The following is a 24930-nucleotide window of genomic DNA, read 5'->3' as shown; positions in this document are numbered from 1 at the left end:
TTCTACTGAAATGCCTGGTTTTTTGCACAAACAGGCTTCCGATGAATCATCCTGTATTGATTTTTTGTATATTTCAGGACTCCCTGACAGCAAAAAACGACAGAGGAATTACTTCCTCTGCCGCCTTTATTCTTTATTCTTCTTGTATACAGAATTTTTTAGAATCCTGCAACTTTCTCTGCTGCATACTCAAGGATCAGAGCTGCATCGCCTGTGTCTGCAACACCGTCACCGTTTACATCTGCTGCTGCCGCTGCATCTGCATCCAGTTCTGTCAGTTCTGCACTTGCTGCCAGAAGTGCGGTACTGTCGGCTGTTGTCACTGCACCATCGTTGTCTACGTCACCTAACAGTCTTGCTTCTGCAAGTTTCAGTGTCAGTGTACGAACTGCTGCGTTTACTTCATTCTGAACTGCATCATCGTTATCATAAACTGCCTGTGCATCTGCTTTTACATCTGCAAGTCCTTCGATGGTTGCTGCTACATAAGCATCGCTATCTTCCAGAACAGCTGCTGCTTTTTCAAGCATTGCTTTCAGAGCCGCTTTGTTGCCTTTCTTTTCCAAAGAGATCACTGCATCGATCAGATCGCTGTAAGCTTTGTTTACTTCTTCAGCGGTTCTGTTCTTGTTTGCTACAACAGCTTCTGCTGCTTTGATTACTTCATCCAGTTTTGCAAGAGAATTGCTTGTGTAATTTCCATCCTGAAGTTTCTTTGCAGATTTGATCAGGCTTTCCAGTGAGGAAAGATCTGCATTTTTCACTGCTTTGCTCAGCTCGTTCAGGATTGCAGTTGCTGCTGCACTTACGGTTTCCTGATCTGCATCTTCGTTTGCAAGAACGGCTTTACCGTTTGCTACTGCTTCTTCCAGATTTCCAAGGCTGCTGTATTTGTCTGCACGTACCAGCACTTTTTCAGCTTCTTTTATGGAGATTTCCAGATGTGTTTTCTCAACACCCTGTTCCAGGCTGTTCATTGCTGCCAGAAGATCTGTCATTGCGTTTGTTGTCTCAATAACGGTTGCATCTGCTTTTGCTGCTACTGCTTTTGCTGCATTCAGAGCTTCTTCTACTGCTGCCCAGCTTGCTTTTGTATAATCAGAAGCATTCAGGTCTTCTACCATAGCGATCACTTTGTTTAAGGATTCAACGTTTGCAGAAGCTTTCTGTACGCTGTCTTTTGTTACGCTCTGATATGCTTTCAGGTTGCCAAGTGCTGTGCTGTAGTCTTTTACTTCTACACCATAACGTCTCTGCATCATGTTGGAGTTCATGATGATGTTCAGGTTGTTGATCGCACTCTTCTGTACATCGCCGAGGCAGATGATGTTGTTGTCTACATATTCACCTTTGTAAGTCAGAGTCTTGCCATCGTTGCTTACGGTTACAACATCGGTTGTTGCCGGTACGCTGAATGTTCCAGGATTGAACCATCCCTGACGATAGTTCAGATAGATTTCTTCACCGTTTACAAGGATTCTTCCGTCATCTGCAACGGTTGCTGTATAGCCTTCACCAAGTGATGTCGTTACCGTCTTTGTTCCAGCGGCAGACGGTGTAAATTCATTCCATTTTGCAGAATATACTTTAACAAATCCGTACATCAGCTGAACATCGACTGCTACCTGTCCTCTTTCATCGAATACCGGTGCTGCATCCTGCATACCGTTTACAATATTCTGTGCTCTCTCTGCTCCACCCGGCATGATCATGTCATTTCCTGCATGCATGGACTTCATCGGAGTGGAGGAACCGCCGTTCCAGTCAGTCATGATCAGACCGTCAAATCCCCATTCACCGCGGGCGATGTTGGTACACAGATCGTAAGAATCTGCAGTCGGTACGCCGTTGATCAGGTTGTAGGATGTCATAATAGACATCGGACGAGATTCTTTTACTGCAATTTCAAAACCTTTCAGGTAAATTTCACGCAGAGTACGTTCGCTTACGATCGTGTCAACTGCATTACGGTTACTTTCCTGGTTATTTGCTGCGAAATGCTTCAGGCATGCACCAACACCCGGTGTTTCCTGAACGCCCAGTGTGCAAGCTGCTGCCATAACACCGGATACAACCGGATCTTCTGAATAGTACTCAAAGTTTCTTCCGCAGAGCGGATCACGGTGAATATTCTGAGAAGGTCCGAGCAGAAGTGTGATGTTCATTTCATCAACTTCTTTACCAAATGCAACACCGATACGTTTTACAAGGTCGGTATCCCAGGTCTGAGCCTGTACATAACTTACCGGCCATGCGGTACAATACTGGTACAGTGTCTGTTTTTCATCGCTTCCTTCAATGGTCGCATCAAATTTCTGTGCTACTCGTACACCTCCAGGGCCGTCTGCAAGAACGATGCCCGGAATGCCATACTGATCGTAAACGGTTGTCTCACCTGCTGCACCTTTTACCGTAGAAGAGTTGCTTCCAACGATCGGAGAATTTTCATTGGCAACGCCCCATCCGCTTCCGCAGTTCAGAGCCGCCAGTTCTTCTACACTCATCTGTGCGACAAATTCGCCCATCGTAGCTTTTCCTTCAATGACATCTTTTAAAGTAGAATCTTTCTTTTCTACCACTTCTACTTTTTCGTACGGCTGTGTTGCTTCATAAGCAGCATCTGTTGTGTAAGTGGTTACTTCTTCATTTTCATATGCAGATGCATGGTCTTCTCTCTTGATTTCAGAAGCATCAACTTTGATAACCGGAGCTGCTTCTTTTTCTGCTTCCTCTGTTGGATAACTGTAGCCCTCTTCCGGTTTGCTCCATTCTACCAGATCTTCGCCGTCCGGAACTTCCATCTGGTTGGAAAGCTGTTCAGTCAGTGTGGTGTCATCCACTTCAATGGTTGCCTCAACACTGGTATTTCTGGAAGAATCACCGACACGCACATAGTATTTTCCTTTATCCAGAATATAAGCTGCCTGGTCTTCATTATAATATGCCATGTCTTTTGTATCATAAGAAATCGTCAGAATCTGCGATTCGCCCGGTGCAAGTTCATCCGTTTTTGCAAATCCGCCAAGTTCCTGATATTCTTTCTCTGCCTCTGCAGAATCCGGTGCGGAATAATAAACCTGTACGATTTCTTTTCCGCTGTAAGTGCTGCCGGTATTGGTAACTTTTACTTTTACGGTAACTTTATCGGCATCTGCTGTCACAGACTGTGTCTCAATTTTGAAATCTGTGTAGGAAAGTCCATAACCAAACTCGTATTTCGGTTTGATATTAAAGGTATCAAAATAGCGGTAGCCGACATAAATACCTTCGTTATAAACTTCTTTCTTGATGTTTCCGTCTGCATTTGCAAAGGTATCCGAAGCCGGATAGTCACTGTAGTTTTCTGCCCAGGTATCTGCCAGTTTTCCGGATGGGGTCACGGCTCCGGTCAGAACATCCAGAAGTGCGTTGCCGCCTTCCTGACCTGCCTGTCCCATCAGAAGCATTGCATCCAGTCCGTTGATCTCGTTATAGAATTTTGTATCCATAATACCGCCAACATTCAGAACAACGATGGTCTTTTTAAAGGACGCTGCCACACGCTCCAGATTTTCACGTTCGAGATCCGTCAGATAATAATCACCAATATCATAAGATTCTCCGTTGTAAGTTCCCTTCGTCCCTTTCAGTGTACGGTCGGTACCTTCACCGGCATTTCGGCTGATGACATAGATTGCCGTATCGGAATCTGCGGAAGCATCTGCCAGCTCTTCATCACTGATCTCCATCTCAGGGAATTTGAAGCAGTTCATCGTACTGTTTCCTTCAATTTTGTGCTGTGCATCATAAGCATCTGCGTATGCATCGAGCATATCAGAGTTTACGATATCATAGCCGGCTTTTTTAAAGGTATTATAAATGTGGATATTATAACGTTCATTCAGATCTACATCCCAGGAACCACCTCCGGAAAGTCCTCCGTTGAACGGGTCACCGGAACCAAATCCGCCTTTGATGGTACGAACCGCACCGCTTCCGAACAGTGCCAGTTTTTTTGTCTTCAAAGGAAGTGTATGGTTTTCATTTTCCAGCAGAACCATACCCTGTCCGGCTGCCTCTCTTGCCAGTGCCGCATTGTCAATCTCCCGCTGTGTGATCTCATCACTTGTACTGGCTGCCAATGCAGAAGAACACGGTGCTGCGACCATACTCACTGCCAGTGCCGCTGCCATGGCACTTCTGATTTTTCTGTTACGTTTTTTCATTCTTTGCTCCTCCTTTTGCCCGTTTATACGTTTTGCTCTATGATTATAAATTTTACACAATTTTCTTTTGATTTTCCATGTAAAATTATACGTTTTTCTTGTAAATTTTTATTATCTATCAGAATATACAGTCAGATTAATCAAAAACAGCAGAGGTTTTTATCTCCTCTGCTGCTCTTTTTGAAAAAAAATTACGGTTTAAAATTCCCGCTCGCCCATTTCTTCCAGAAATGCCAGATAGCCTTTAAATGCTTCATAGATATCTGCTTTGCTTGTCACTTCGAACGGTGCGTGCATGTTCTGCACTGCCACGCCGCAGTCAATGACCTCCATTCCGTAGTTTGCCAGGATATAAGCGATCGTTCCGCCTCCGCCCTCATCAACTTTTCCAAGCTCGGCTGTCTGGAAAGCCGCCTCATTTTCATCAAGGATCTTGCGGATTCTTGCGATGTATTCTGCATTTGCATCGTTGGAACCGGATTTTCCTCTGGAACCGGTAAATTTATTGAAGGTCAGTCCTTTGCCGAAAAAGGCACTGTTTTTCTTTTCCATGACGGCCGGATAATTCGGATCGTAAGCTGCACTGACATCGGAAGATAACATTCTGGAACTCTGAAGTGCTCTGCGTACTTTCAGTTCGCTGTAATCTCCGGCTGCATCCATAATCTCTGCCACTGCATTTTCAAAAAATCTGGAGTGCATACCGGTCGCACCGACGCTGCCGATCTCTTCTTTATCTACCAGCAGGCATACGCAGGTGTACTGCGGTTTGTCAAGCTCAAACATTGCCCGGTAAGATGGGTAGGCACACACTCTGTCATCCTGACCATAGCCCATGATCATACTCTCATCCAGTCCATAATTTCTTGCATTTCCGGCCGGAACAGCTTCCAGTTCTGCAGAAATAAAATCGGTTTCTTCTATATTATATTTCTCTTTTAACAGCTGAAGGATCTGCCTTTTGACCGGCTCTTTTTCTTCGCCGGAAAGCGGTATACTGCCGACTAAGATATTAAGGTCTTCGCCTTCTACCACTTCATTGCCACGTTTTTCCATCTGTTTTTTGCCAAGATGCGGAAGCAGATCGGAAATGCCGATAACCGGATCGGATGGATCTTCACCCAGTGCAATCTCCACGCTTGTTCCGTCTTTTTTTGCCACAACACCGTGCAGTGCCAGCGGCATCGCAACCCACTGATATTTTTTGATTCCGCCGTAGTAGTGTGTTTCCAGCATCGCCAGACCATCGCTCTCATAAAGCGGATTCTGCTTCAGGTCCAGTCTCGGAGAATCAATGTGAGCTCCTAAAATATTCATGCCCTTTTCCATAGGTTCTTTTCCGATATGGAACAGTGCCAGTGTTTTTCCCATGATGGAAACATAAACTTTATCGCCGGCCTGCAGTTTTTCGCCGGATCTGCGAACTTCTTTCAGACTCCTGTAACCTTTTGCTTCTGCTTCTTTTAAAATCTCTTTTACACATTCTCTCTCTGTCTTGCATTTTGAGAGAAACGTTCTGTATTCTTCACAGAAATCATATACTTTCTTTTTGTCTTCTTCCGTATAAGATTCCCAGACTGTTTTCTCATTCATTGATTTTACCTCCTACATTTCCCGTCCTTTTTTGACGCATGCTTTCATTGCTTCGATCACAGCACTTCGCATGCCCTTTTCTTCCAGAACACGCACTGCCTCAATCGTTGTGCCGCCCGGTGAGCATACCATGTCTTTAAGTTCACCGGGATGTTTGCCTGTCTCCAGCACCATCTTTGCACTGCCAAGGACTGCCTGTGCTGCGAAACGATATGCCTGTGCACGCGGCATACCATCCGCAACGGCCGCATCTGCCATCGCTTCAATAAACATAAATACATATGCCGGTGAACTTCCGCTGACGGAAACAACCACATCGATCAGACGCTCCGGAAGCATTTCTGCTTTTCCACAGCTCTCAAGGATTTTCAGCACATCCTGCATCTCTGCGTCTGACACTTCTTCGTTGCAGCACACGCCGGTCATGCCTTCCCCGACCAGGGCCGGTGTATTCGGCATGCATCTTACCAGCTTTACTTTTTTGCCAAACTGCTCTTCCAGCCATGCCAGTGTTTTTCCCGGTGCAATGGAAATGATAATTTTCTTTTCATCCACTGCATCTTTAATCTCATGGATCACTTCTTCATAAAAAATCGGTTTTACTGCGAGCACCAGCACATCCGCACTTTTCGCTGCTTCTATATTATCTGCTGTTACCTGAATTCCATAAGTATTTCTGGCATTTTCTCTGCTCGCCTCACTCTTTGCCGTCGCGATCACATCTTCTTTTGCACAGATCTCATTTTTTAAAATGCCGCCAAGCATGGCTTTCGCCATATTTCCGCAGCCGATAAATCCAAGTTTCATCGCTTTTCGCCTCCTGTAAATCCAGAACTTCTGTTTCTGATAATGCCAAGTTGTACAAGTTACTTTGTTAGATAAAGTAATTTTCAGCTATCATGCCAGAGACAGATTTTTCCGTTTCTGACATCACATATATACTTTAGCAAATCAAAGTACCATGGTCAAGCCTCACCTGTGTTCGACTTAAAGCAGAACTTGCTTGATTTTCTCATCTTGAGTCGCTATACTAAGAATGCCGGGTTTATCGATACCCGTTACCTAATTTACAAAGGAGCAATTTTCATGCAAAAAGACGCTGCTTATATGAAACTGATCGAGGAAATCTCACTGAACGCCTGGCCGTCCCACAAGATTGAGCTTTATGACGGCTGGCTGATCCGGTTTTCTCATAATTATACTTACCGTACCAACAGTGTGGAACAGGTTGGTGACTCCTTGATTCCGATTGAGGAGAAAATTGCTTACTGCGAGGCTCAGTACCGCAATTACCACACACCGTCTAATTTCAAGATCAATCCGCTTCTGGATTCGTCTTTTGATAAACTTCTGGAAGAAAAAGGTTATGAGATCCGCCATACCACCGAGGTTATGACGATGCCGATGACAAATTTTCATCCTTATCCGGCAGAATCCGTAGAATATGAATATTATGGAAGGAATTCAAATCTGCCTTCTTCTGTTTTTTATCCGGGACATATCGCTGTCCAGCTCCGCGACCGGATCACGGACGAGTGGATTGAGTCGCTGTTTCGTCTGAACGGCACGACCAGACCGACGCTTCGCCGCATTGTACCATCGATGTTCAAAGCGATCCCGAAAGAGACGATCGTTGCCTGTATTGAAATCGAAGGCCGCATGGTTGCCTCAGGTCTTGGTATTCTCGACCGCGGACACATCGGACTGTATGCGATCTATGTCGATGCAAGCTGCCGCAGAAAGCATTTCGCACGTGCGATCTGCAGTTCGATTCTGACCGAGGCTCAGAAAAAAGGTGCGACACACGCTTACCTTCAGGTTGTAAAAGGAAATACTGCCGCTAAAAATCTGTATACATCACTGGGATTTGAGGATTTTTATACTTACTGGTTCCGTTCCAAAGAAGTCTGAAGAAGAATCAAAAAATAAACAAACACACGAAAGGACATTATTATGTGGATTGCTGAAAACTGGAAAGATTACGAAGTGCTTGACACTTCCAAAGGAGAAAAACTGGAACGCTGGGGAGATTATACTCTGGTTCGTCCGGACCCGCAGGTTATCTGGGATACTCCGAAAACACTGAGAGGCTGGAAACGCCCGAATGCACACTATCATCGCAGCAAACGCGGCGGCGGTGAGTGGGAATTTTTTGATCTCCCGGAACAGTGGAGTATTCACTATCAGAAACTGGGGCTGACCTTTCAGTTAAAACCTTTCAGTTTCAAACATACCGGTCTGTTCCCGGAACAGGCTACTAACTGGGACTGGTTCTCTGAAAAGATCAAAAAAGCCGGACGCCCGATCAAGGTTCTGAACCTCTTTGCCTATACCGGCGGAGCTACCCTGGCCGCTGCCGCTGCCGGAGCAAGCGTTACACACGTAGATGCCTCCAAAGGAATGGTTACCTGGGCAAAAGAAAATGCACGTTCTTCCAGACTTGGAGATGCACCGATCCGCTGGATCGTCGATGACTGTGTAAAATTCGTAGAGCGTGAAATCCGCCGCGGCAATCATTACGACGCCATCATCATGGACCCGCCTTCTTACGGTCGCGGACCAAAAGGAGAAATCTGGAAAATAGAAGAAGCGATTCATCCGCTCATCAAGCTCTGTGCAAAGCTTTTAAGCGACAAACCGCTTTTCTTTCTTGTAAATTCCTATACAACCGGACTGGCTCCTGCCGTCCTCACCTACATGCTGACAACCGAACTTGCCGCTTTTCACGGACATGTAGATTCCCAGGAAGTCGGACTTCCTGTTTCCGGCAATGGACTGGTGCTGCCTTGCGGAGCATCCGGCCGCTGGGAAATCTGATATTCAAGGATATTGCCGGCATTTTTGCTGCGAGGTACACACTATATATTGCGTAATATATTCTTCTGTGTACCTCTGTGCTCTGCCGGAGATTATAATTGCATTTCTGGCATTATTGCAACATTTTACATAGCTCATTCTTAATCTAAATTGCATCCAGTGCCTGTGCAATATCTGCGATCAGATCATTTTTATCTTCCAGTCCGCAGGAAATACGGATCAATCCCGCCGGAATACCGGCTGTGATCAGCTGCTCATCTGTCATCTGACGGTGTGTGGATGTTGCCGGATTCAGGCAACAGGTACGTGCATCTGCTACGTGTGTCTCGATTGCTGCCAGCTTCAGGTTTTTCATAAATTTCTCTGCTGCTTCTCTTCCGCCTTTCAGTTCAAACGAAACAACACCACATCCGCCGTTTGGCAGATATTTTTTTGCAATTTCATAGTATTTATTGGATGGAAGTGTCGGATAATTAACAAATTCTACTTTATCATGCTTTTCCAGAAATTCTGCAACTGCCTGTCCATTTTCCACATGTCTTGGCATACGCACATGCAACGATTCCAGACCAAGATTTAAAATAAAGGCACTCTGCGGTGACTGGGCACATCCAAGATCACGCATCAACTGAGAAGTACATTTTGTGATAAATGCTCCTTCTTTTCCAAATTTCTCCGCATAAGTGATTCCATGATAGGACTCGTCCGGTGTACAGAGTCCCGGAAACTTATCCGCATGAGCCATCCAGTCAAAATTGCCGCCATCTATGATCGCTCCGCCAAGGGCTGCTCCATGTCCATCCATATATTTCGTGGTAGAATGTGTCACAATATCAGCTCCCCATTCAATCGGCCGCAGATTCACCGGCGTCGGGAACGTATTATCCACGATCAGCGGAACTCCGTGTGCATGGGCTGCTTTTGCAAACTTCTCGATATCAAGTACCGTCAGAGCCGGATTGGCAATGGACTCGCCAAATACCACCTTTGTGTTCTCCTGAAATGCTGCGTTTAACTCTTCCTCCGTGCAGTCCGGATCAACAAACGTCACATCTACTCCCATCTTTTTCATTGTTACAGAAATCAGATTGTAGGTTCCTCCATAAATGGATGAAGAAGCTACGATATGACTTCCTGCTTCGCAGATATTAAACAGAGCAAAGAAATTGGCCGCCTGACCGGAAGAAGTCAGCATACCGGCTTTTCCGCCCTCCAGTGCTGTGATCTTTGCTGCTACATAATCATTTGTCGGATTCTGCAGTCTGGAATAAAAATATCCTTCTGCTTCCAGATCAAACAGTTTTCCCATATCTTCACTCGTATTGTATTTATAAGTCGTTGACTGAATGATCGGGATCTGTCTTGGTTCTCCATTCCCTGGAGTATAACCTGCCTGCACACATTTTGTATTGATTGAATAATCCATAATTTTTCTTTCACCTTCTTCTCTGATAATAATTATATGTTATACCCTTTTTGCAGCGATGTAAAGGAAAAGAACAACCGCCACATCACAAATTATGTGTTTTCCTTCTGCCAGATATTACTTTCCGGTATCATGAAAAAGAACCTGCGAAAAATAGCGAACTTTTCCATCTTTTCCCCAGCAGATCATCCCTACTGCATCTGCCATTTCCTGAGCATCCACACAATATGCTGACATACAGGAATGATGCCTGTACGGACCGGCAGTCATGATCAAAAGATCACTTTTTCCGTCTTTTTTCATCTCTTCTGCCAGAGATTCTGTCAGCCTGTTGTGGACAAGTTTTGCTTTTTTATAATCCATATCATTGCTTTGCGTTGTCTGTAAGACAAGTGTTTTGTTGTAGGATAATGCTTTTTCTTTCATTTCTTCCACGCTTCCGCTTTCCGGTGGACAAGCAGGATTCCGATCATAATTTCCGCATCGATTCTCCTCGCAGAAAACGCGGTACTCCGGTTTGAAAACCAGATTTTTCGTGTCCATAACAGCTGCAGCTGAAAAACCGAGCTGTTTTGCTCTTTCTGTATAATTCATAGTTGTACATCCTTTCGCAAATTTATCCTGTAATCGTTGCTATATTCCCATGCAGCAAAAATTCTCAGCAGAATCCACTTTTCTTAACTGTCGTTTCTGGATTCTTTCCTTCTGAAATATTCACTCTCTGTTTCATACAACGGTACAGCCTTTTGGGAATTTCTGTTTTTCTGTTATCACAGTCGAAAATTATTTTTCTTCCTCCGGATAGGTAAATCCCCAGGATTTTCGAAACTCTGTCATCATATCCATAACATCTTTTGTATAATCCAGATGCATACAGGATGGATCACCGTTTATTGCTTTTTCCATATCTGCCAGCTCGTATGCAAGTGCGTCTGCATTTTCACCGGCTTTGATCAGCTCTGTTTTTCCGCTGTCGGTATAAGTGATTTTTGCCTCCCAGGCTCTTGGATATTCCATCACCTCTATGTAGCCTTTCTCGCAGGAAACCATGCCACGTTTCGGCTGTTTCGAATGAAGAGAAAGCATAACGGCTGCCATCTGACCTTCCGCATTCGTCAATAATAATCCCGCCTGCTCATCCACTTTGGTCGGTGCCTGTTTCACCTGCGACAATAACTGATCCGGTTTCGAATCCATAAACCAGCGGATAAAAGAAAGTGCATAAACACCAATATCAAGCATTGCACCGCCGGCAAGATTGCGGTTAAAAAAGCGGTTGCCCATATTGTACTCTTTAAAACTGCCGAAATTCATCGTGATCAGATTCACTTTTCCAAGTGCCCCACTCTCCAGAATTTTTCTGAGCTTTTTATAGATCGGCATATGGAAAATCGTCATTGCCTCCCCGACGATAACACCTTTTTCTTCTGCAAGTGCCAATGCTTCATTCAGTTCGTCGCTGTTGAGCGTGATTGATTTTTCCACCAGAATATGTTTGCCGTTTTCAATAGCCTTTTTCATAAAATTAAGATGCGTATTGTGCGGTGTTGTAATATAAATCACATCAACATCCGGGTCGGTGAACATTTCATTGTAATCCGCATAGACTTTGCCGATGCCATATTTTTCAGCAAAAATAACTGCTTTTTCATGGGTTCGATTGCCGACTGCATAAATGTTCTTTCCATTCTTTTTCAGAGCAACTGCCATTTCATTTGCAATAACACCTGTACCAAGTACAGCCCAGTTTATGTTCTTCATAGATACCTCCTTTATTCTACAGTTCAAACAACGGATACACGTTTACCAGATCTCCCGGTGCAATATATGGAATATGTGCCTGAATTACATAGCTTGGAAATTCAGACTGGCGGATCTGTCCTTTTTCCAGATCCGTACATATGCGGTCTACCGATTTTTCTGTATACGGCGGAAAATACTGAATCGGCGGCATAAGGAACTGAAAATCGTTGAGATCGATCAACAATGGATTAACAGATGTCAGAGCTGGATTGTCCATAATTTCATTGTCTTTTTCTCCTGAAATCTGCCTGTTCCATCACTATACTATCATACTTTTCACAAAAGAAAAACAGCCATAACATTCAGAAACTGTTTTTCTGTATGCTATGGCATGCTTTTTACTGTGTTCTGCTAAAAACGAACGGTTATTTTTTTCTTGTAGGTGATCTTTACAGAAGGGGCTGCTGTTTTCATGCGTTTCTGCAATCTTTTCACCTGACTTTTTTTCATACTGCCTGTTACCTGGACACTTGTTTTTTTCTTGATTCCTTTAAATGCTGCCTTGCCAATAGTCGGTGCTTTCTTTCCTTTGAATGTGACAGAAGAAAGTTTTTTACATTTTTCAAATGCCTGTTTTCCGATTTTTTTCACATTGGATCCGATGACAACACTTTTCAGATTTTTGTCATTTCGAAAAGCTTTCTCTGCGATCGCTGTTACTTTAAAAGTAATGCCCTGAACCGTAATTGTTGAAGGAACTGTTACTTTTCCTGATTTTTTCTGAATTCCGATCACTTCTGCGGTGCCGTTTTTGGCTGCCATTTTTGTGATTCGATATTTCAGGATACCTTTTGCGTCCTGACAGATACTGCCCTTTGTCAGCGTTACCGTATTTTGATCTTTGCTTGAATCCGGTTTCGGACTTGGTGTTGGAGTCGGGGTCGGATCTGGAGTCGGCGTTGGAATCGGATTTGGATCTGGTTTCGGGTCTGGTTTCGGATCTGGTTTCGGATCGGTACCCGTTTCCCGTGTGAACTGCAGCCAGTTCAGATTCATGCCGCTTTCTTCAAAGTAGATGGCAAATGAATGTTCTCCGGCTTCCAGTGTGATCTCCTGGGCATCTGTAGTTGTCCAAACCTGCCATCCGCCTGTATTGACTGCACGGTATGTTGCAATTTTCTGATTATCGACATAAATGCTGAATGCTCCTGTTCCGTCATTCGAAGCAACACGTGCCGTAACGTTATAAGTACCGGCTGTCGTTACATTGATTTTATATTCTGTTAAACTGCCCTGATTGCAATAGCCAAGGTTCTCTCCTCCGCCTTCATCTGATGTATCTTCTGCCCTGACATCTCCGGAGGAATTTAAAATATTTTTTGCAGCATAAAATCTGGTATCATCTTCTATGACGGTTACTTTCTGCGATGTATCCGGATCTGTTCCTGTACTTTCCCCGCCCAGGTTACGGTTCAGGAAATCGCATCTTTTCGTCATAAAATTTCTCAGATATTCAATATTATCATCATAAGTAAGACCGGTATTTACAAAGCTTTCACTGCTGTGATTCCATGGATTCTCCATCAGGTCACGCCACTGGATAAAGTTCATCGCTGCGGATGCACTTACTTCTGCTTTGTATGCATCCAGTGTTTTTATCTTTGTTGCTGTGTAGGCGGTGGACTCTCCCAGTATGTACTTGATCGCCGGCATGAATTCACTCTGCCATAATTCTTTTACTTTATTCCACACCTCTTCGTGCTGCACAGCCTGTGCCATGACATTATATTTACTGCTGTTGTCGTACATTCTGGAAATTTTTGCCCACCACTGTGTCGGGTCAGTAAAGTCTGTGCCATTTCGGGAGGTGTAATTTCCAAGTGCCACATCAAAATCCCATACCGGTGCGGCATGAAGCTTTCCATCACCGGTCAGATCAGAGTCTTTATAGAGATAAAAGCTTGTGATACCGGAATCCAGGTTCATGGAAAATTCCTGGAGCAGGTACATACGTGCCAGTGATTCGATATCAATATAATCAGAAAGAGCATGACGCTCCCCTTTGCTGTCCGTTGTATAGCCATCTTTGGAATAAAGAGCATTTTCCATATTCTGATAAAATTCACTGATGTATTTGATCTGATTTTCCGATACACATTCCGGGCATTTCATAGTGACTGCCTGCCCGCCTGTTGTCACAAAACCACTTGTTTCATCTTTGTAACGCTCTCCAAGCTCAAGTTCAAGCAGATATCCGCCCGTGATATCTTCCGGATCGTTTGGAATATCTACCCATTTCTGTGTGCCTGCTTTATAATCATTTGTTCCTTTCTGCTCATATGTTTCCAGATCTGCATTATCATTTGCCTTACTTGTGGCATCTTCCAGATCCGTAATGTTGACTCTCGTTTTTCCGATTTCGATTTTTTCTGTGATAAGATAAGATCCCATGTAATCGCCATTGATATAAAGATCGATGTTTCGGCTGTCCATGGTGAATGGAATCCCGGTCTCTTCTGCCAGATTGTACACGATCCGATTTCGAAGAAGAGAACGATCCGCATAATTAGCAAGCAGGCACCAGCCTTTTCCCTTGCCCATTCCAAGCAGATCTGACGAATTTTCCAGTTTGATATTATATGGTTTTTTCGCAAATCCCCAGGTGGAATTTCCACGGCCTTTGATCTGCTTTAAGTTTCCGTCAAAATCTACGCTGCGGTCTGCTTTGACAAGTGCCATTGTACCTTTTTCTTTATTGTCTTTGCTTGCATGAACCTTATCGAGCGTACCGGATGCTGTCTGGATAAACATTGCCGGAATCTCTGCCGATTTTACAATATTTACGCTAACACTTTTGCCTCCGGCGAGTGAAATCTGCAATTTGCTTGTTCCTGAGAGATCTGTAGAATCTCCGCAGTTTATTTTTTGTCCGCCGATCATAACATAACTGTCGGCATTTTCATTTCCGTCACTGTTTTCTGTGAAATGAAGCTGTACATTGCTTAAATCTGCTCCGGAAGGCATACACAGATAATACCCCTTATCTGCATACTGCCAGTTGACTTTCTGCTGCGGCAGTGTTTCGCTGCCATAAATTCCCGTTACATACAGTTTTGTGATCTCAGAAAGCTGCTGCTCTGCTGCATAAGACCGGACCGGCATCAGACAGAAAAACAGTATCAGACACAAACCTGCAAGCAACTTGCCCGGGGTTTTTGCTGCACTTTTCATAATTGTTCTTCTCCTTTAGAATATTGTATTCATCGACCTGGTTACTTTTTCATTATACGCTCTGATTTTTTGGCAGTCAAACAAAAGCAGCGGGAGTTTATCAGACTCCCGCTGCTTTTTTATTTGCTGTAAATATTCTGTGTTCTGCCACAGATTCCTGACTGAAAAATTTTTTCAGAATCGCTCATTGCTTCAAAAAAATCAGAATCCACTGACTGCTTCGGATGCGTACTGAAGAACCAGCACTGCATCAGCGGTATCTGCCACACCATCACCGTTTACATCTGCACTTGCTGCATCTTCTGCAGAAAGTGTGGCAATCTCAGCTGCCGCACGCAGGATTTCCACGGTGTCGTTTGTTGTGATCTGACCGTCACCGTCTACATCACCCAGAAGTCTTGCTTCTGCAATCTTGAAAGTGAGACTCTTAACAGCTTCATTGACTTCACTCTGCAGTGCCTGACCGTTGTCATAAACTGCTTTTGCTGCTGCAAGCTCTTCATCCAGGCCTTCGATCGTAGCCGCTACATATCTGCTGTTTTCCGCCAGAATGCTTTCTGCTTTTTTGATCATTGCTTCCAGAGCTGCCTTGTTGCCTTTCATCTTAAGTCCGACAATAGCATCCATGATCTGATTGTAAGCTTCATTGATCTCTGCATCGGATTTTCCGTCTTTACCCAGGATTTCTTCTGCATGGGCAACTGCATCCTGCAATGCTTTTGCAGTGTCATCGGTATACTTGCCGCTGTTCTTTTTCAGAAGCTCGTTTGCTGCATCTGTCAGTTCTCTTAAGGAACGGATATCTGCTCTTTCCATCAGTGCCTGCATGCTGTCTGCGATCGCATTTGCTGCTGCATCTGCTTCTTCCTGAGTTGCATCTGCTTTTGCCAGAATTTCTTTTCCGGCTTTTACTGCTGCTTCCAGTGCGGAAACATCTGCATAATCTCCCGGATTTGCCAGAGTCTTTTCTGCTACTTCAATGATTGCTTCCAGATGTACCTTGTTTGTGCCGTATTCCATAGCATTGATCGCCTGTGTCATCTGAATGATGGCTGCCTGGATCTCAGAATCCGTTGCATTTTCTTTATCCAGAACTGCTTTTGCTGCTGCAAGGGCTGTTCTCATGGTTTCTGCACTTTCTGCTGTGTATTCAGAAAGATCCTGACTTGCCCATGCCTTGTACAGTTTTTCCAGATTTTCAATGTATTCAGACTGTCTTACAAAATGCAGCCAGTTCAGGTTGGAACCGCTCTCTGTGAACTCGATACGGAGTGTATGAACTCCTGCTTCCAGTTTGATCTGCTGTGCTTCCAGTGTGGTCCATTTCTGCCATCCGCCGGTCTTGACTGCCTTGAAACTTGCAATCTTTGTGCCGTCTGCCAGAATATCAAATGCTCCGCCGCCTGCATTGGATGCAGAACGTGCAGACAGGCTGTAAGTTCCGCTCTTGGCAACGTTGATCTGATACTGTGTCCATGCTCCTGCATCACAGTAACCGAGGTTTTTTCCGCCGTCTTCATCAGATGTATTCTCTGCTCTTGCTGTCTGTGACCAGAGAATATTTTCTGCTGCTTTAAAGTATGTGTCATCACCGATGTCTACTGTCACCGGATTGAGGATCTTTTCTTTAAAGATGTTCACTTTCATGATCATCTTCACAAGACGTTCTGCACAGGCTTCCAGATCAGAACGTTTCAGGATGCCTTTCTTCAGGGCCGCTTTTAAAGTTGCCGGAGAACCGCTTGGCATTTTGACATCGTTTCCTGCCAGGACTTCTCTTGCATGATTGGAGTTGTTGCCCCAGTCTGTCATAAAGATTCCTTCATATCCCCATTCACCGCGGGTGATGTTTGTCAGGAGATCTTTATTTTCAGATGTTTCGATTCCGTTTAAGAAGTTATAAGAAGTCATAATGCTCCAAGGCTGTGCTTCTTTGACTGCAATTTCAAAACCTTTCAGGTAGATTTCACGCAATGCACGTTCACTGACTCTGGAATCGCTGCTGTTTCGGTTTGTCTCTTTGTTGTTTGTTGTAAAATGCTTCAGTGTAATGGAAACGCCTTCCGACTGGCAGCCTTCTGTGATTGCAGCAGCCATTTTTCCGGTAATCAGAGGATCTTCGGAATAGTACTCAAAGTTACGTCCGCAAAGCGGATCTCTGTGGATGTTCATACCAGGTGCAAGCCAGATATCAATACCATTGTCGTGTGCTTCCACTGCTGCCGCTTTTCCTACCTGCTTCACCAGATCTACATCCCAGGTACTTGCAAGAAGTGTGGAGATCGGCCATGCAGTACAGGTTGTACCGATACGGATACCCTGCGGACCGTCTGCTGTCATCGCATTTGGAATACCGTATTCCATCAGATTTCCCATACCGCCGGTATTTGCAACACCGGTATTTGTCTGACCACCCATCAGTGTGCAGAGCTGGTCATCACTTAACTGTGCCAGGAAATTATCCATAAGTTCCGGATTATTATAAACATCCACCAGCATGATCTTGCCGCTGTCTGCCGGTTCAGAAGCTGGTGTATCTTCGGCTGTACGGGCTTTTTTTGCTGCCGCACTCTTCAGGCTCTGTGTTGCTGTCTGTTTCTTTTCTACAAGAATATAATCGATATTCGGGTATTTATCCTTTTCGGATGCCCTCAGTGTGAGAATGCTGTGTCCTTTCGGAAGGGTTACGGTAACCGGTTCCAGATTTTCGAAATTGTACCATTCGCTCTTGCCGCTTCCGTCACCTGTCTGTTTTGCATTGATCGTTGCCGGGAATTTCGTTCCGTCTACTTCCATGCCCGGATCAAAATCAAATGCCGCACGGCCATTTGCCACATTTAATATCACATTATAATCTCCGGCTTCTTCAACATTCAGATAGTAGCTCACATAGTTTCCAACATAATTCATATAAGCCAGGCAAGTCCCTGTGTAATCATCTTTTGTAAAGTTTTCGGTGCGTACTGCGTTGTTGCCTGTCGTACCGGCTGCATCGTATTTTTCTGCCTCGATCTTGTTCGTACCTTCTGCTTTGATGACTTTATTGTACAGTTCCTCCTGATCGCCAACACGTCTGAACAGTATATAATCATAGTTTGGATTATTTTTATTTGCCATGAAACGAACCAGGTTCACGCCCTTGTCAAGATTGATGTAAAATGGTTCACATTCTTCAAAATTATACCACTCGGAAGCACCACTTCCATCACCGGTCTGCTGTGCATTAAATGAAATACCCGGCTGCTGCTGACCGTTTACTGCAACGGTAAAACAGTTTTGGATCTCTGCATAGCCATTTGCCATACACATGATCACTTCATATTTGCCGGCCTCTTCTGCAGTCAGCTCATATTCCATGTATCTGCCTGCTTCATTTAAAAATGCCAGACACTTTTTCATCTGCAGATTATCATCATAAAATGTTTCCACACTCAGGTTTCCGGAAGAATTCAGGAAGTTCTCTGCTTCTACTTTTGTCGTTCCTTCTGCCGGAACCGTGTAATGCGGATTCATTTCATCTGAATTCGTCTTGAGATCTTCGTATGTGTTGTTTGCCAGAAGTCTCTTCTTTAACTGAACCGGTGCACACTGCTGTGAAAGCTGCTCGGTAACTTCCGTATCTTCTACTTTATAGGTATAACGTACGCCATGTTCTCCGGCATCTTTGATAGAATTGCCGACGTAGATCTTGTAATCTCCGGCTTCCATAATGTATGCGGATTTCTGAACTTTTCCGGTGTCATCGTAACTTGACATATCACTGATCGCATACGTCATTGTCAGCTCCTGCGATTCGCCCGGCTGCAGCAGTTTTGTCTTTGCAAACGCTGCCAGCTCTTTTCCAGGTTTGCCCAGCTCTCCCTGCGGGGCTGAGAAATAAACCTGCACGACCTGTTTGCCGGCTACCTTTCCGGTATTCGTAACAGTCGCTGTCGTAACCATATTTTCTCCGTCTACTTTGACGTTTACATTGTCTGTTTTAAAAGTTGTGTAGGATAATCCATATCCAAAATCGTAATTCACTTTCGTATACCCTGGATCAAAAGTTTCAAAAAAACGATATCCGACAAACACATCTTCTTCATAATTTACATAAGAATTTGATTCATAAAATGTATCGGAACTTGGATAATCCTTATAATCTTTCGCAAAGGTGTCCACGAATTTACCGGATGGGTTCACGTCTCCCACCAGGACATCGGCTGTGGCAAGTCCGCCTTCCATACCTGCCTGCCATGCCATCAGCACAGAATCGATACCCGGAATGTCTTTGATCCATTCCGTATCCAGAACGGCACCGACATTCAATACAACAACGGTCTTTTTAAATTTCGCTGCCACTCGTGTCAGAAGCTCTGTCTCTGCATCTGACAGATAGTAGTCACCTTTTGATGCACTGCGGTCGCTTCCCTCCGAAGAATAACGTCCGATCGTCACAATTGCGGTGTCTGCATTTTCTGCCGCAGCATTTAACATATCATCGGTAACCGTAATATTTGCATCGTTTTTAATGCCTTTTTCACTGACCTGTTTCGTATAAAAATCTACCAGCGGCTGATAGAGGGTGACCTTTCCTTCTTCTTCCTTGATCTGCATCCCCTGGAGAATGTTGTGCGTATAATCCACGTTCGTTGCACCGCTTCCTCCGCCGCCTCGTACATAATCAATCATCGCACGCCCAAACATGGCAACTTTTTCGCCCTGTGCCAGTGGCAGTGCACCATCATTTTCCATCAGAACCATACCTTCACCTGCCACCTGTCTGGACAGATCAATATGCTCCTGCGGCGATTTCGCCTGTACATTCAGAATACCGGCTGCCGGTATCGCTGCAGCAACCATTGCTGTCGAAAGAATGGCTGCCATAATCTTTCTGAATCTCATCTTCATATGATTTCTCTCCCTTCTGCCAGAATTTCGCTCCTTCTGGACTCAATCAGATTCATGCTTTCCATAGGCAATTCTTTTCTCTGCCCTCCTTCTCACTTTTGTACTCGACAGTGCCTTTCTGTCCGATTTTCTTTCTCAATGATTATACATTTTACCATTCTTATTTTGTTTTTTCTATGTAATTTTATACGATTTAATATTGTTTTTTTATTTTTTGTTTTAAATTCTTATATATTTGCACAAAATATTTTTTATATTATATATTTTTATAGTATATATGATAATTTTCAGATTCTAAAACATATGCGGAAGCAAAAAAAAAGGGGGGTCTCCCCCCCATTGACGTTTACTGATTGATGACAGCCTGAATCTGTTCCATCAGCTGATCGTAATTTGCCTGATCATCGATTCCTCCCATCAGAGGCTCGCCTACGATATTTCCGTCTTTATCTACAAGAACTGTTGTAGGAAATGCCATAATGCTGCTGGCATATTTTCCAATTGCTGAATCTGAAGCAACCGTCAGGTTTTTGTAGGAAGCACCCTGTGCTTTTAAAATTTCCTGTGCTTCTTTGATTCCGTCCTCATTGTTATCTAACGTGTCTGTATTGATGCCGACAACTTCTCCGCCCATTGTCTTAAGTGTTTCATTTAATTCATTCAGTTTGGAAAGTTCTTCAACGCATGGCTTACAACCACTGAACCAGAAGTTTACAACGGTGACCTTGTTATTCTTGAAAACGCTTTCATCGACATCCTTTCCATCCAGATCTTTTCCCGTGAAATCCTGGAATAAGCTGATAGATTCATCTGATTCTGAGGATCCACCATTGGCAGAATCCGCTTCTGCAATCTCTTTTTCAATCGCTGCAAGCTCTTCTTCAATGCCGCGGATCGTCTCAATGTCTTTGCACAGCGTATCATATTCTTCTTCCGTGAAAGAATCTTTATTAGATTCAACGGTGCCTGCAAGGACATCTGCATAGTTTTCACTCAGGCTCTCACCGGCACTGTTCTTGTTCATAAGACCAAATACCTTGTCCCAGGCATCTTTGTGATCAGCAAAAATCTGATTTTCCTGCTGATAAAGGTCATCTCTTTTTTTGCTTTGTTCATCCATGCCTGCGGTATCTGCCGTAGAAGTGGAAGCAGATTCCTGTTTTTTATTGTCTGCTGACGGAGCCTGATTGTTGCCACAGCCTGTAAAAGCAAGAAGTACGGATACTGCAAGTGATGCAGCGATTACTTTTTTGAATTTGTTTTTCATGATTTTAAATCTCCTTTTCCATTTGATTTTTCTGATTGATCGTCAGCCTGTTTTTTCTTTGAAAATCCGTAATGATAGCATACTGCATCCACCGGACAGGCTTTCATACATTCTCCGCAGCGGATACACTCCGGATGGTTTGGTGTTTCTGTTACTTTGACGTCCATTTTGCAGGCCCGGATGCATTTCCGGCATCCTATGCATTTTTCGTGGTCCACCTGGATTTTAAGAAAGGATACTCTGTTGAACAGAGAGTAGATGGCACCAAGCGGACAGATCCATTTACAGAAGGGACGGTAAAACAGAACACTCAGGACAATGAAAAGCACAAGGATCGTAAACTTGAATGTAAAAAGGTGTCCAAGTGCAGCACGGATTCCTGAATTTGCAAGGGCGAGCGGAAGTGCACCTTCAAGGACGCCCTGTGGGCATATGTACTTACAGAAAAACGGATCGCCCATGCCAAGTGAATTTGTTACAAATGCTGGAAGCAGTATAACAAAGACAACCAGGATCACGTATTTCAGATACCGCAGAGGTTTCATCTTTGCAGTGGAAAACTTTTTGCCCGGAATCTTATGCAGCAGATCCTGAAACCATCCGAACGGGCAGAGAAAACCACAGATAAACCGTCCCAGCAGAACTCCCAGCAAGATAAAAAAGCCTGTGATATAATAGGTGAACTTAAACTTTGAAGAACCGACTACAGCCTGAAAAGCTCCGATCGGACAGGCACCTGTGGCGGCCGGACAAGAGTAGCAGTTCAGCCCCGGCACACACATTGTCTTTGCTTTCCCCTGATAAATTTTTCCTTTAAACAGATTCGGGATGTGAATGTTTGTAAGCAGCACTGCAGCTGCCTGGATCCATCCGCGGAAGCGGGCTGGAATGTTTTTGGCTGATTTTATTTTTTTATCCAATTCCGACACACTCCATACATATTTTTATTGCCTTACTAAGTACAACTGCAGATTCCCCGCGGAAAATTCCGGCAAGAAAAAACAGCATACCTGCTGCAAGCAAAAGAATCTGTGTTGCTTTTTCTGATTTCATCAAGACACTCCTTTCCTTATTTACAGTCCTTTTATTGACCTTTCGATGATTGCATTATACAATAACAGGTGTAAAATTCCTGTTAAGAAAAGAGAGAAAAAATTGAGATTATTAGTTGTTGAAGATGAAAAAAAATTATGTGATATGATTGCAAAAAGCCTGCATCAGGCCGGTTATGAAGTGGATACGTGCAATGACGGAGAAGAGGCACTTGAGATGATCTGTGCGGAAATGTACGATCTGATCGTACTTGACCTTAACCTTCCGGGAATGGACGGAATGGATATCCTCAGAGAACTTCGCAGAGAAAATGAAGAGACAAAGGTACTGATCCTTTCTGCAAGAAGTCAGATCGCAGATAAAGTTGAAGGGCTGGATGCCGGAGCAAATGACTATATGGAAAAACCATTTCATCTGCTGGAACTGGAAGCTCGTGTCAGAAGTCTGACCAGAAGAAAATTTGTACAGAAAAATGTCTGTCTGGAATGCGGTGCTCTTCGTTTCAACACAAGAGAACGAACAGCGTATGCAAAAGAGACCCCTGTTGCACTGACAAGAAAAGAGAATGGGATCCTGGAATATCTTCTTCTGAACCAGGGGCGGCCGGTCAGTCAGGAAGAACTGATCGAACATGTCTGGGATTCTTCTGTGGACAGTTTCAGTGGTTCGATCCGGGTCCATATGTCTTCTCTCCGGAAAAAGCTGAAGGCAGAACTTGGTTACGATCCGGTCGTAAATAAGATCGGAGAGGGTTATAAAATAGGAGGAAATAACAAAACATGAGAAAAATATCACTCCAGTGGAGACTGACGATCCTTACTACGGTGCTGATCACGGTATTGTGCGGATGTCTTACGTTTTTCCTGTATAAGAACGGCGTTTATTATTTTAACACGCTTCAGGAAACCGTGACGGATCAGAATGGGACACCCGATGCGATCTACATTGATATTCCGGATGATAAATGGGATGATTTTGCAGCACAGTTTTCCATGAAAGTCTATCATTCAAAATCCGCTTACAGAAATCAAAGCCTTTTTATCACTGCTCTTGTAGCACTGTTTGGCGGAGCCGTGACGTATTTTGTCAGCGGCCGGGCACTGAAGCCGCTCAGAGAATTCTCAGAAACCGTAGAAAAAGTTCAGGCACAGAATCTGACGGATTGTACGATCGGAGAAAATAAGATTACAGAACTGGACAGACTCCGCAGTTCTTATAATAAAATGCTTCTGCGACTTTCGGAATCATTCGAGACGCAGCGTCAGTTCACCGGAAATGCAGCACATGAGCTGCGGACTCCTCTGGCATTAATCCAGGCACAGCTAGATCTCTATCACACAACAAGCCATCCTGAGTGTGACGCTGCAGCACAAGAGACGATCCAGATGGTAACAGAACAGAACGAGCGTCTTACCAGGCTGGTCCGGACACTTCTTGACATGAGCGAGCTGCAGAGCGTGGCACGTAATGACAAGATCGAACTTCACAGTCTGATTGAGGAAGTGCTGACTGATCTGGAACCTCTGGCACAGGAAAAAAACGTTGAACTGATCCAAAAAACCCAGAACCTGATGGATGAAAAAGCTGAAAACAAAACTGCTGATCTGATCCTGACAGGAAGTGATATCCTGATCTACCGGATGCTTTATAATCTTGTGGAGAATGCGATCAAATATAATCACACCAATGGAAACGTTACCGTATCAGCAGTCCGCATGAAGAATACCGTTGTTCTTACTGTCGCAGATACGGGAAACGGAATTGAGGAATCGTTCCGGGAACAGATCTTTGAACCGTTCTTCCGGATAGACAAATCAAGAAGCCGGGAACTTGGCGGTGTAGGTCTCGGGCTTGCACTGGTACGTGAGATTGTCCGGGTGCATGACGGAACGATCGAAGTTCATGGAAATGAACAGGGCGGAACGACATTTGAAATAACGATGGGTTTGTAAGAAAAATAGAACAGGCAGCATGGAACAAAAGTCAAAAATGGTATGAATACGCCAAAAATATTTCATATATCTGAGGAGATAAAACATGGACGAAAGATTGCAGAAACAACTGGATTTTGTACTGGAAATTGATAAGGAAAAAAATATTTTCCGACAGACACATCTGTCCGGTCACGGACGCAATGAAAACGATGCGGAACATGCATGGCATATGGCGATCATGGCATATCTGCTACGGGAATATGCAAATGAAAGGGTAAATATTGAACGGGTAATGATCATGTGCCTGATCCACGATATTGTGGAAATTGATGCAGGAGACACGTATGCGTATGATGCCGAAGGACTCAAAACACAGAAAGCCCGGGAGGAAGCCGCAAAAGAACGGATCTTTTCTCTTCTTCCTGATGATCAGAAAAAAGAGCTTTCCGCACTGTTTGATGAATTTGAGGCAAATGAAACGCCGGAATCAAGATTTGCACATGCGATGGACAATCTGCAGCCTCTGATGCTCAATAACAGCAATGGCGGTGGCGACTGGAGAGAACACGGTGTCAGTGCCAAACAGGTTTATGCAAGACAAAACAAAACAAAAGACGGATCCCTGAAACTTTTTGAAGTGATCGATGAAATTTTGCAGAAACATATCCGGCTTGGGAATCTCAAATAAAAATTGACCGTTGGTTTCCCGGCAGGTGTAAAGAACTGAAATGCCGCACATTTTAAAATAGTGTTTGCAAAAGAATAGTATTG

17 protein-coding genes are annotated in these 24930 nt (G+C 44.1%); 5 read left to right on the top strand and 12 right to left on the bottom strand.

What is annotated here, in order from left to right; genetic code table 11:
• Positions 1 to 158: 158 nt before the first annotated feature.
• The 3 genes from LKD42_RS07170 to proC all read right to left on the bottom strand — a co-directional run bounded on the left by LKD42_RS07170 (position 159) and on the right by proC (position 6605).
• The gene (locus LKD42_RS07170) at positions 159 to 4205 is read right to left on the bottom strand and encodes a glycoside hydrolase family 3 C-terminal domain-containing protein (protein ID WP_248835261.1); all 4047 of its coding nucleotides are present in this window, start codon (positions 4203 to 4205) and stop codon (positions 159 to 161) included.
• Positions 4206 to 4403: 198 nt separating this feature from the next.
• A complete protein-coding gene (locus tag LKD42_RS07165) occupies positions 4404 to 5798 on the bottom strand; it encodes an aminopeptidase (protein WP_173867031.1) in 1395 nt (464 codons plus the stop codon).
• A 12-nt stretch (positions 5799 to 5810) separates the two neighbouring features.
• Positions 5811 to 6605, bottom strand: coding sequence for a pyrroline-5-carboxylate reductase (proC, locus tag LKD42_RS07160; RefSeq protein WP_173897702.1), 795 nt, complete (start codon positions 6603 to 6605; stop codon positions 5811 to 5813).
• 300 nt (positions 6606 to 6905) lie between these two features.
• Here proC and LKD42_RS07155 point away from each other — a divergent pair, with 300 nt between their 5' ends.
• Positions 6906 to 7709, top strand: a complete 804-nt coding sequence (locus LKD42_RS07155; protein ID WP_243867678.1) for a GNAT family N-acetyltransferase — start codon at positions 6906 to 6908, stop codon at positions 7707 to 7709.
• A 42-nt stretch (positions 7710 to 7751) separates the two neighbouring features.
• Complete coding sequence (locus tag LKD42_RS07150) at positions 7752 to 8615, top strand: class I SAM-dependent methyltransferase (protein WP_248835260.1); 864 nt, start codon at positions 7752 to 7754, stop codon at positions 8613 to 8615.
• Between the two features lie 145 nt (positions 8616 to 8760).
• On the opposite strand, the gene LKD42_RS07145 is transcribed toward LKD42_RS07150, so the two are convergent.
• From LKD42_RS07145 to LKD42_RS07105, 9 genes are all read right to left on the bottom strand, one after another.
• Positions 8761 to 10041, bottom strand: coding sequence for an O-acetylhomoserine aminocarboxypropyltransferase/cysteine synthase family protein (locus LKD42_RS07145; RefSeq protein WP_022118516.1), 1281 nt, complete (start codon positions 10039 to 10041; stop codon positions 8761 to 8763).
• A 117-nt stretch (positions 10042 to 10158) separates the two neighbouring features.
• Complete coding sequence (locus LKD42_RS07140) at positions 10159 to 10635, bottom strand: DUF2284 domain-containing protein (protein ID WP_147632942.1); 477 nt, start codon at positions 10633 to 10635, stop codon at positions 10159 to 10161.
• A 189-nt stretch (positions 10636 to 10824) separates the two neighbouring features.
• Complete coding sequence (locus LKD42_RS07135; protein WP_248835259.1) at positions 10825 to 11802, bottom strand: Gfo/Idh/MocA family protein; 978 nt, start codon at positions 11800 to 11802, stop codon at positions 10825 to 10827.
• A 16-nt stretch (positions 11803 to 11818) separates the two neighbouring features.
• Positions 11819 to 12061, bottom strand: a complete 243-nt coding sequence (locus tag LKD42_RS07130; RefSeq protein ID WP_215660574.1) for a hypothetical protein — start codon at positions 12059 to 12061, stop codon at positions 11819 to 11821.
• 134 nt (positions 12062 to 12195) lie between these two features.
• Entirely contained in the window at positions 12196 to 15015 is a 2820-nt protein-coding gene (locus tag LKD42_RS07125) for a CotH kinase family protein (RefSeq protein WP_248835258.1), read from the bottom strand.
• 201 nt (positions 15016 to 15216) lie between these two features.
• A complete protein-coding gene (locus LKD42_RS07120; protein ID WP_248835257.1) occupies positions 15217 to 19905 on the bottom strand; it encodes a glycoside hydrolase family 3 C-terminal domain-containing protein in 4689 nt (1562 codons plus the stop codon).
• 346 nt (positions 19906 to 20251) lie between these two features.
• Positions 20252 to 21172 (bottom strand): TlpA family protein disulfide reductase, encoded by a 921-nt coding sequence (locus tag LKD42_RS07115; protein WP_248835256.1) that lies wholly within the window; start codon positions 21170 to 21172, stop codon positions 20252 to 20254.
• Positions 21169 to 22092, bottom strand: coding sequence for a 4Fe-4S binding protein (locus tag LKD42_RS07110; protein WP_248835255.1), 924 nt, complete (start codon positions 22090 to 22092; stop codon positions 21169 to 21171). Before LKD42_RS07110 ends, LKD42_RS07115 begins: the two co-directional genes overlap by 4 nt.
• Positions 22085 to 22225 (bottom strand): CD1871A family CXXC motif-containing protein, encoded by a 141-nt coding sequence (locus LKD42_RS07105; protein WP_147632936.1) that lies wholly within the window; start codon positions 22223 to 22225, stop codon positions 22085 to 22087. Before LKD42_RS07105 ends, LKD42_RS07110 begins: the two co-directional genes overlap by 8 nt.
• 45 nt (positions 22226 to 22270) lie before the next feature.
• Here LKD42_RS07105 and LKD42_RS07100 point away from each other — a divergent pair, with 45 nt between their 5' ends.
• From LKD42_RS07100 to LKD42_RS07090, 3 genes are all read left to right on the top strand, one after another.
• Positions 22271 to 23008, top strand: a complete 738-nt coding sequence (locus LKD42_RS07100) for a response regulator transcription factor (RefSeq protein WP_147632935.1) — start codon at positions 22271 to 22273, stop codon at positions 23006 to 23008.
• Entirely contained in the window at positions 23005 to 24177 is a 1173-nt protein-coding gene (locus LKD42_RS07095; RefSeq protein ID WP_248835254.1) for a sensor histidine kinase, read from the top strand. Before LKD42_RS07100 ends, LKD42_RS07095 begins: the two co-directional genes overlap by 4 nt.
• Before the next feature lie 85 nt (positions 24178 to 24262).
• Positions 24263 to 24847 (top strand): HD domain-containing protein, encoded by a 585-nt coding sequence (locus LKD42_RS07090; protein WP_248835253.1) that lies wholly within the window; start codon positions 24263 to 24265, stop codon positions 24845 to 24847.
• Positions 24848 to 24930: the final 83 nt, after the last annotated feature.

Origin of the sequence: Hominisplanchenecus faecis, from assembly GCF_020687205.1 — a bacterium.
GTDB classification, from domain to species: domain Bacteria; phylum Bacillota; class Clostridia; order Lachnospirales; family Lachnospiraceae; genus Hominisplanchenecus; species Hominisplanchenecus faecis.
This window is presented reverse-complemented; position numbering and strand designations above follow the sequence as displayed.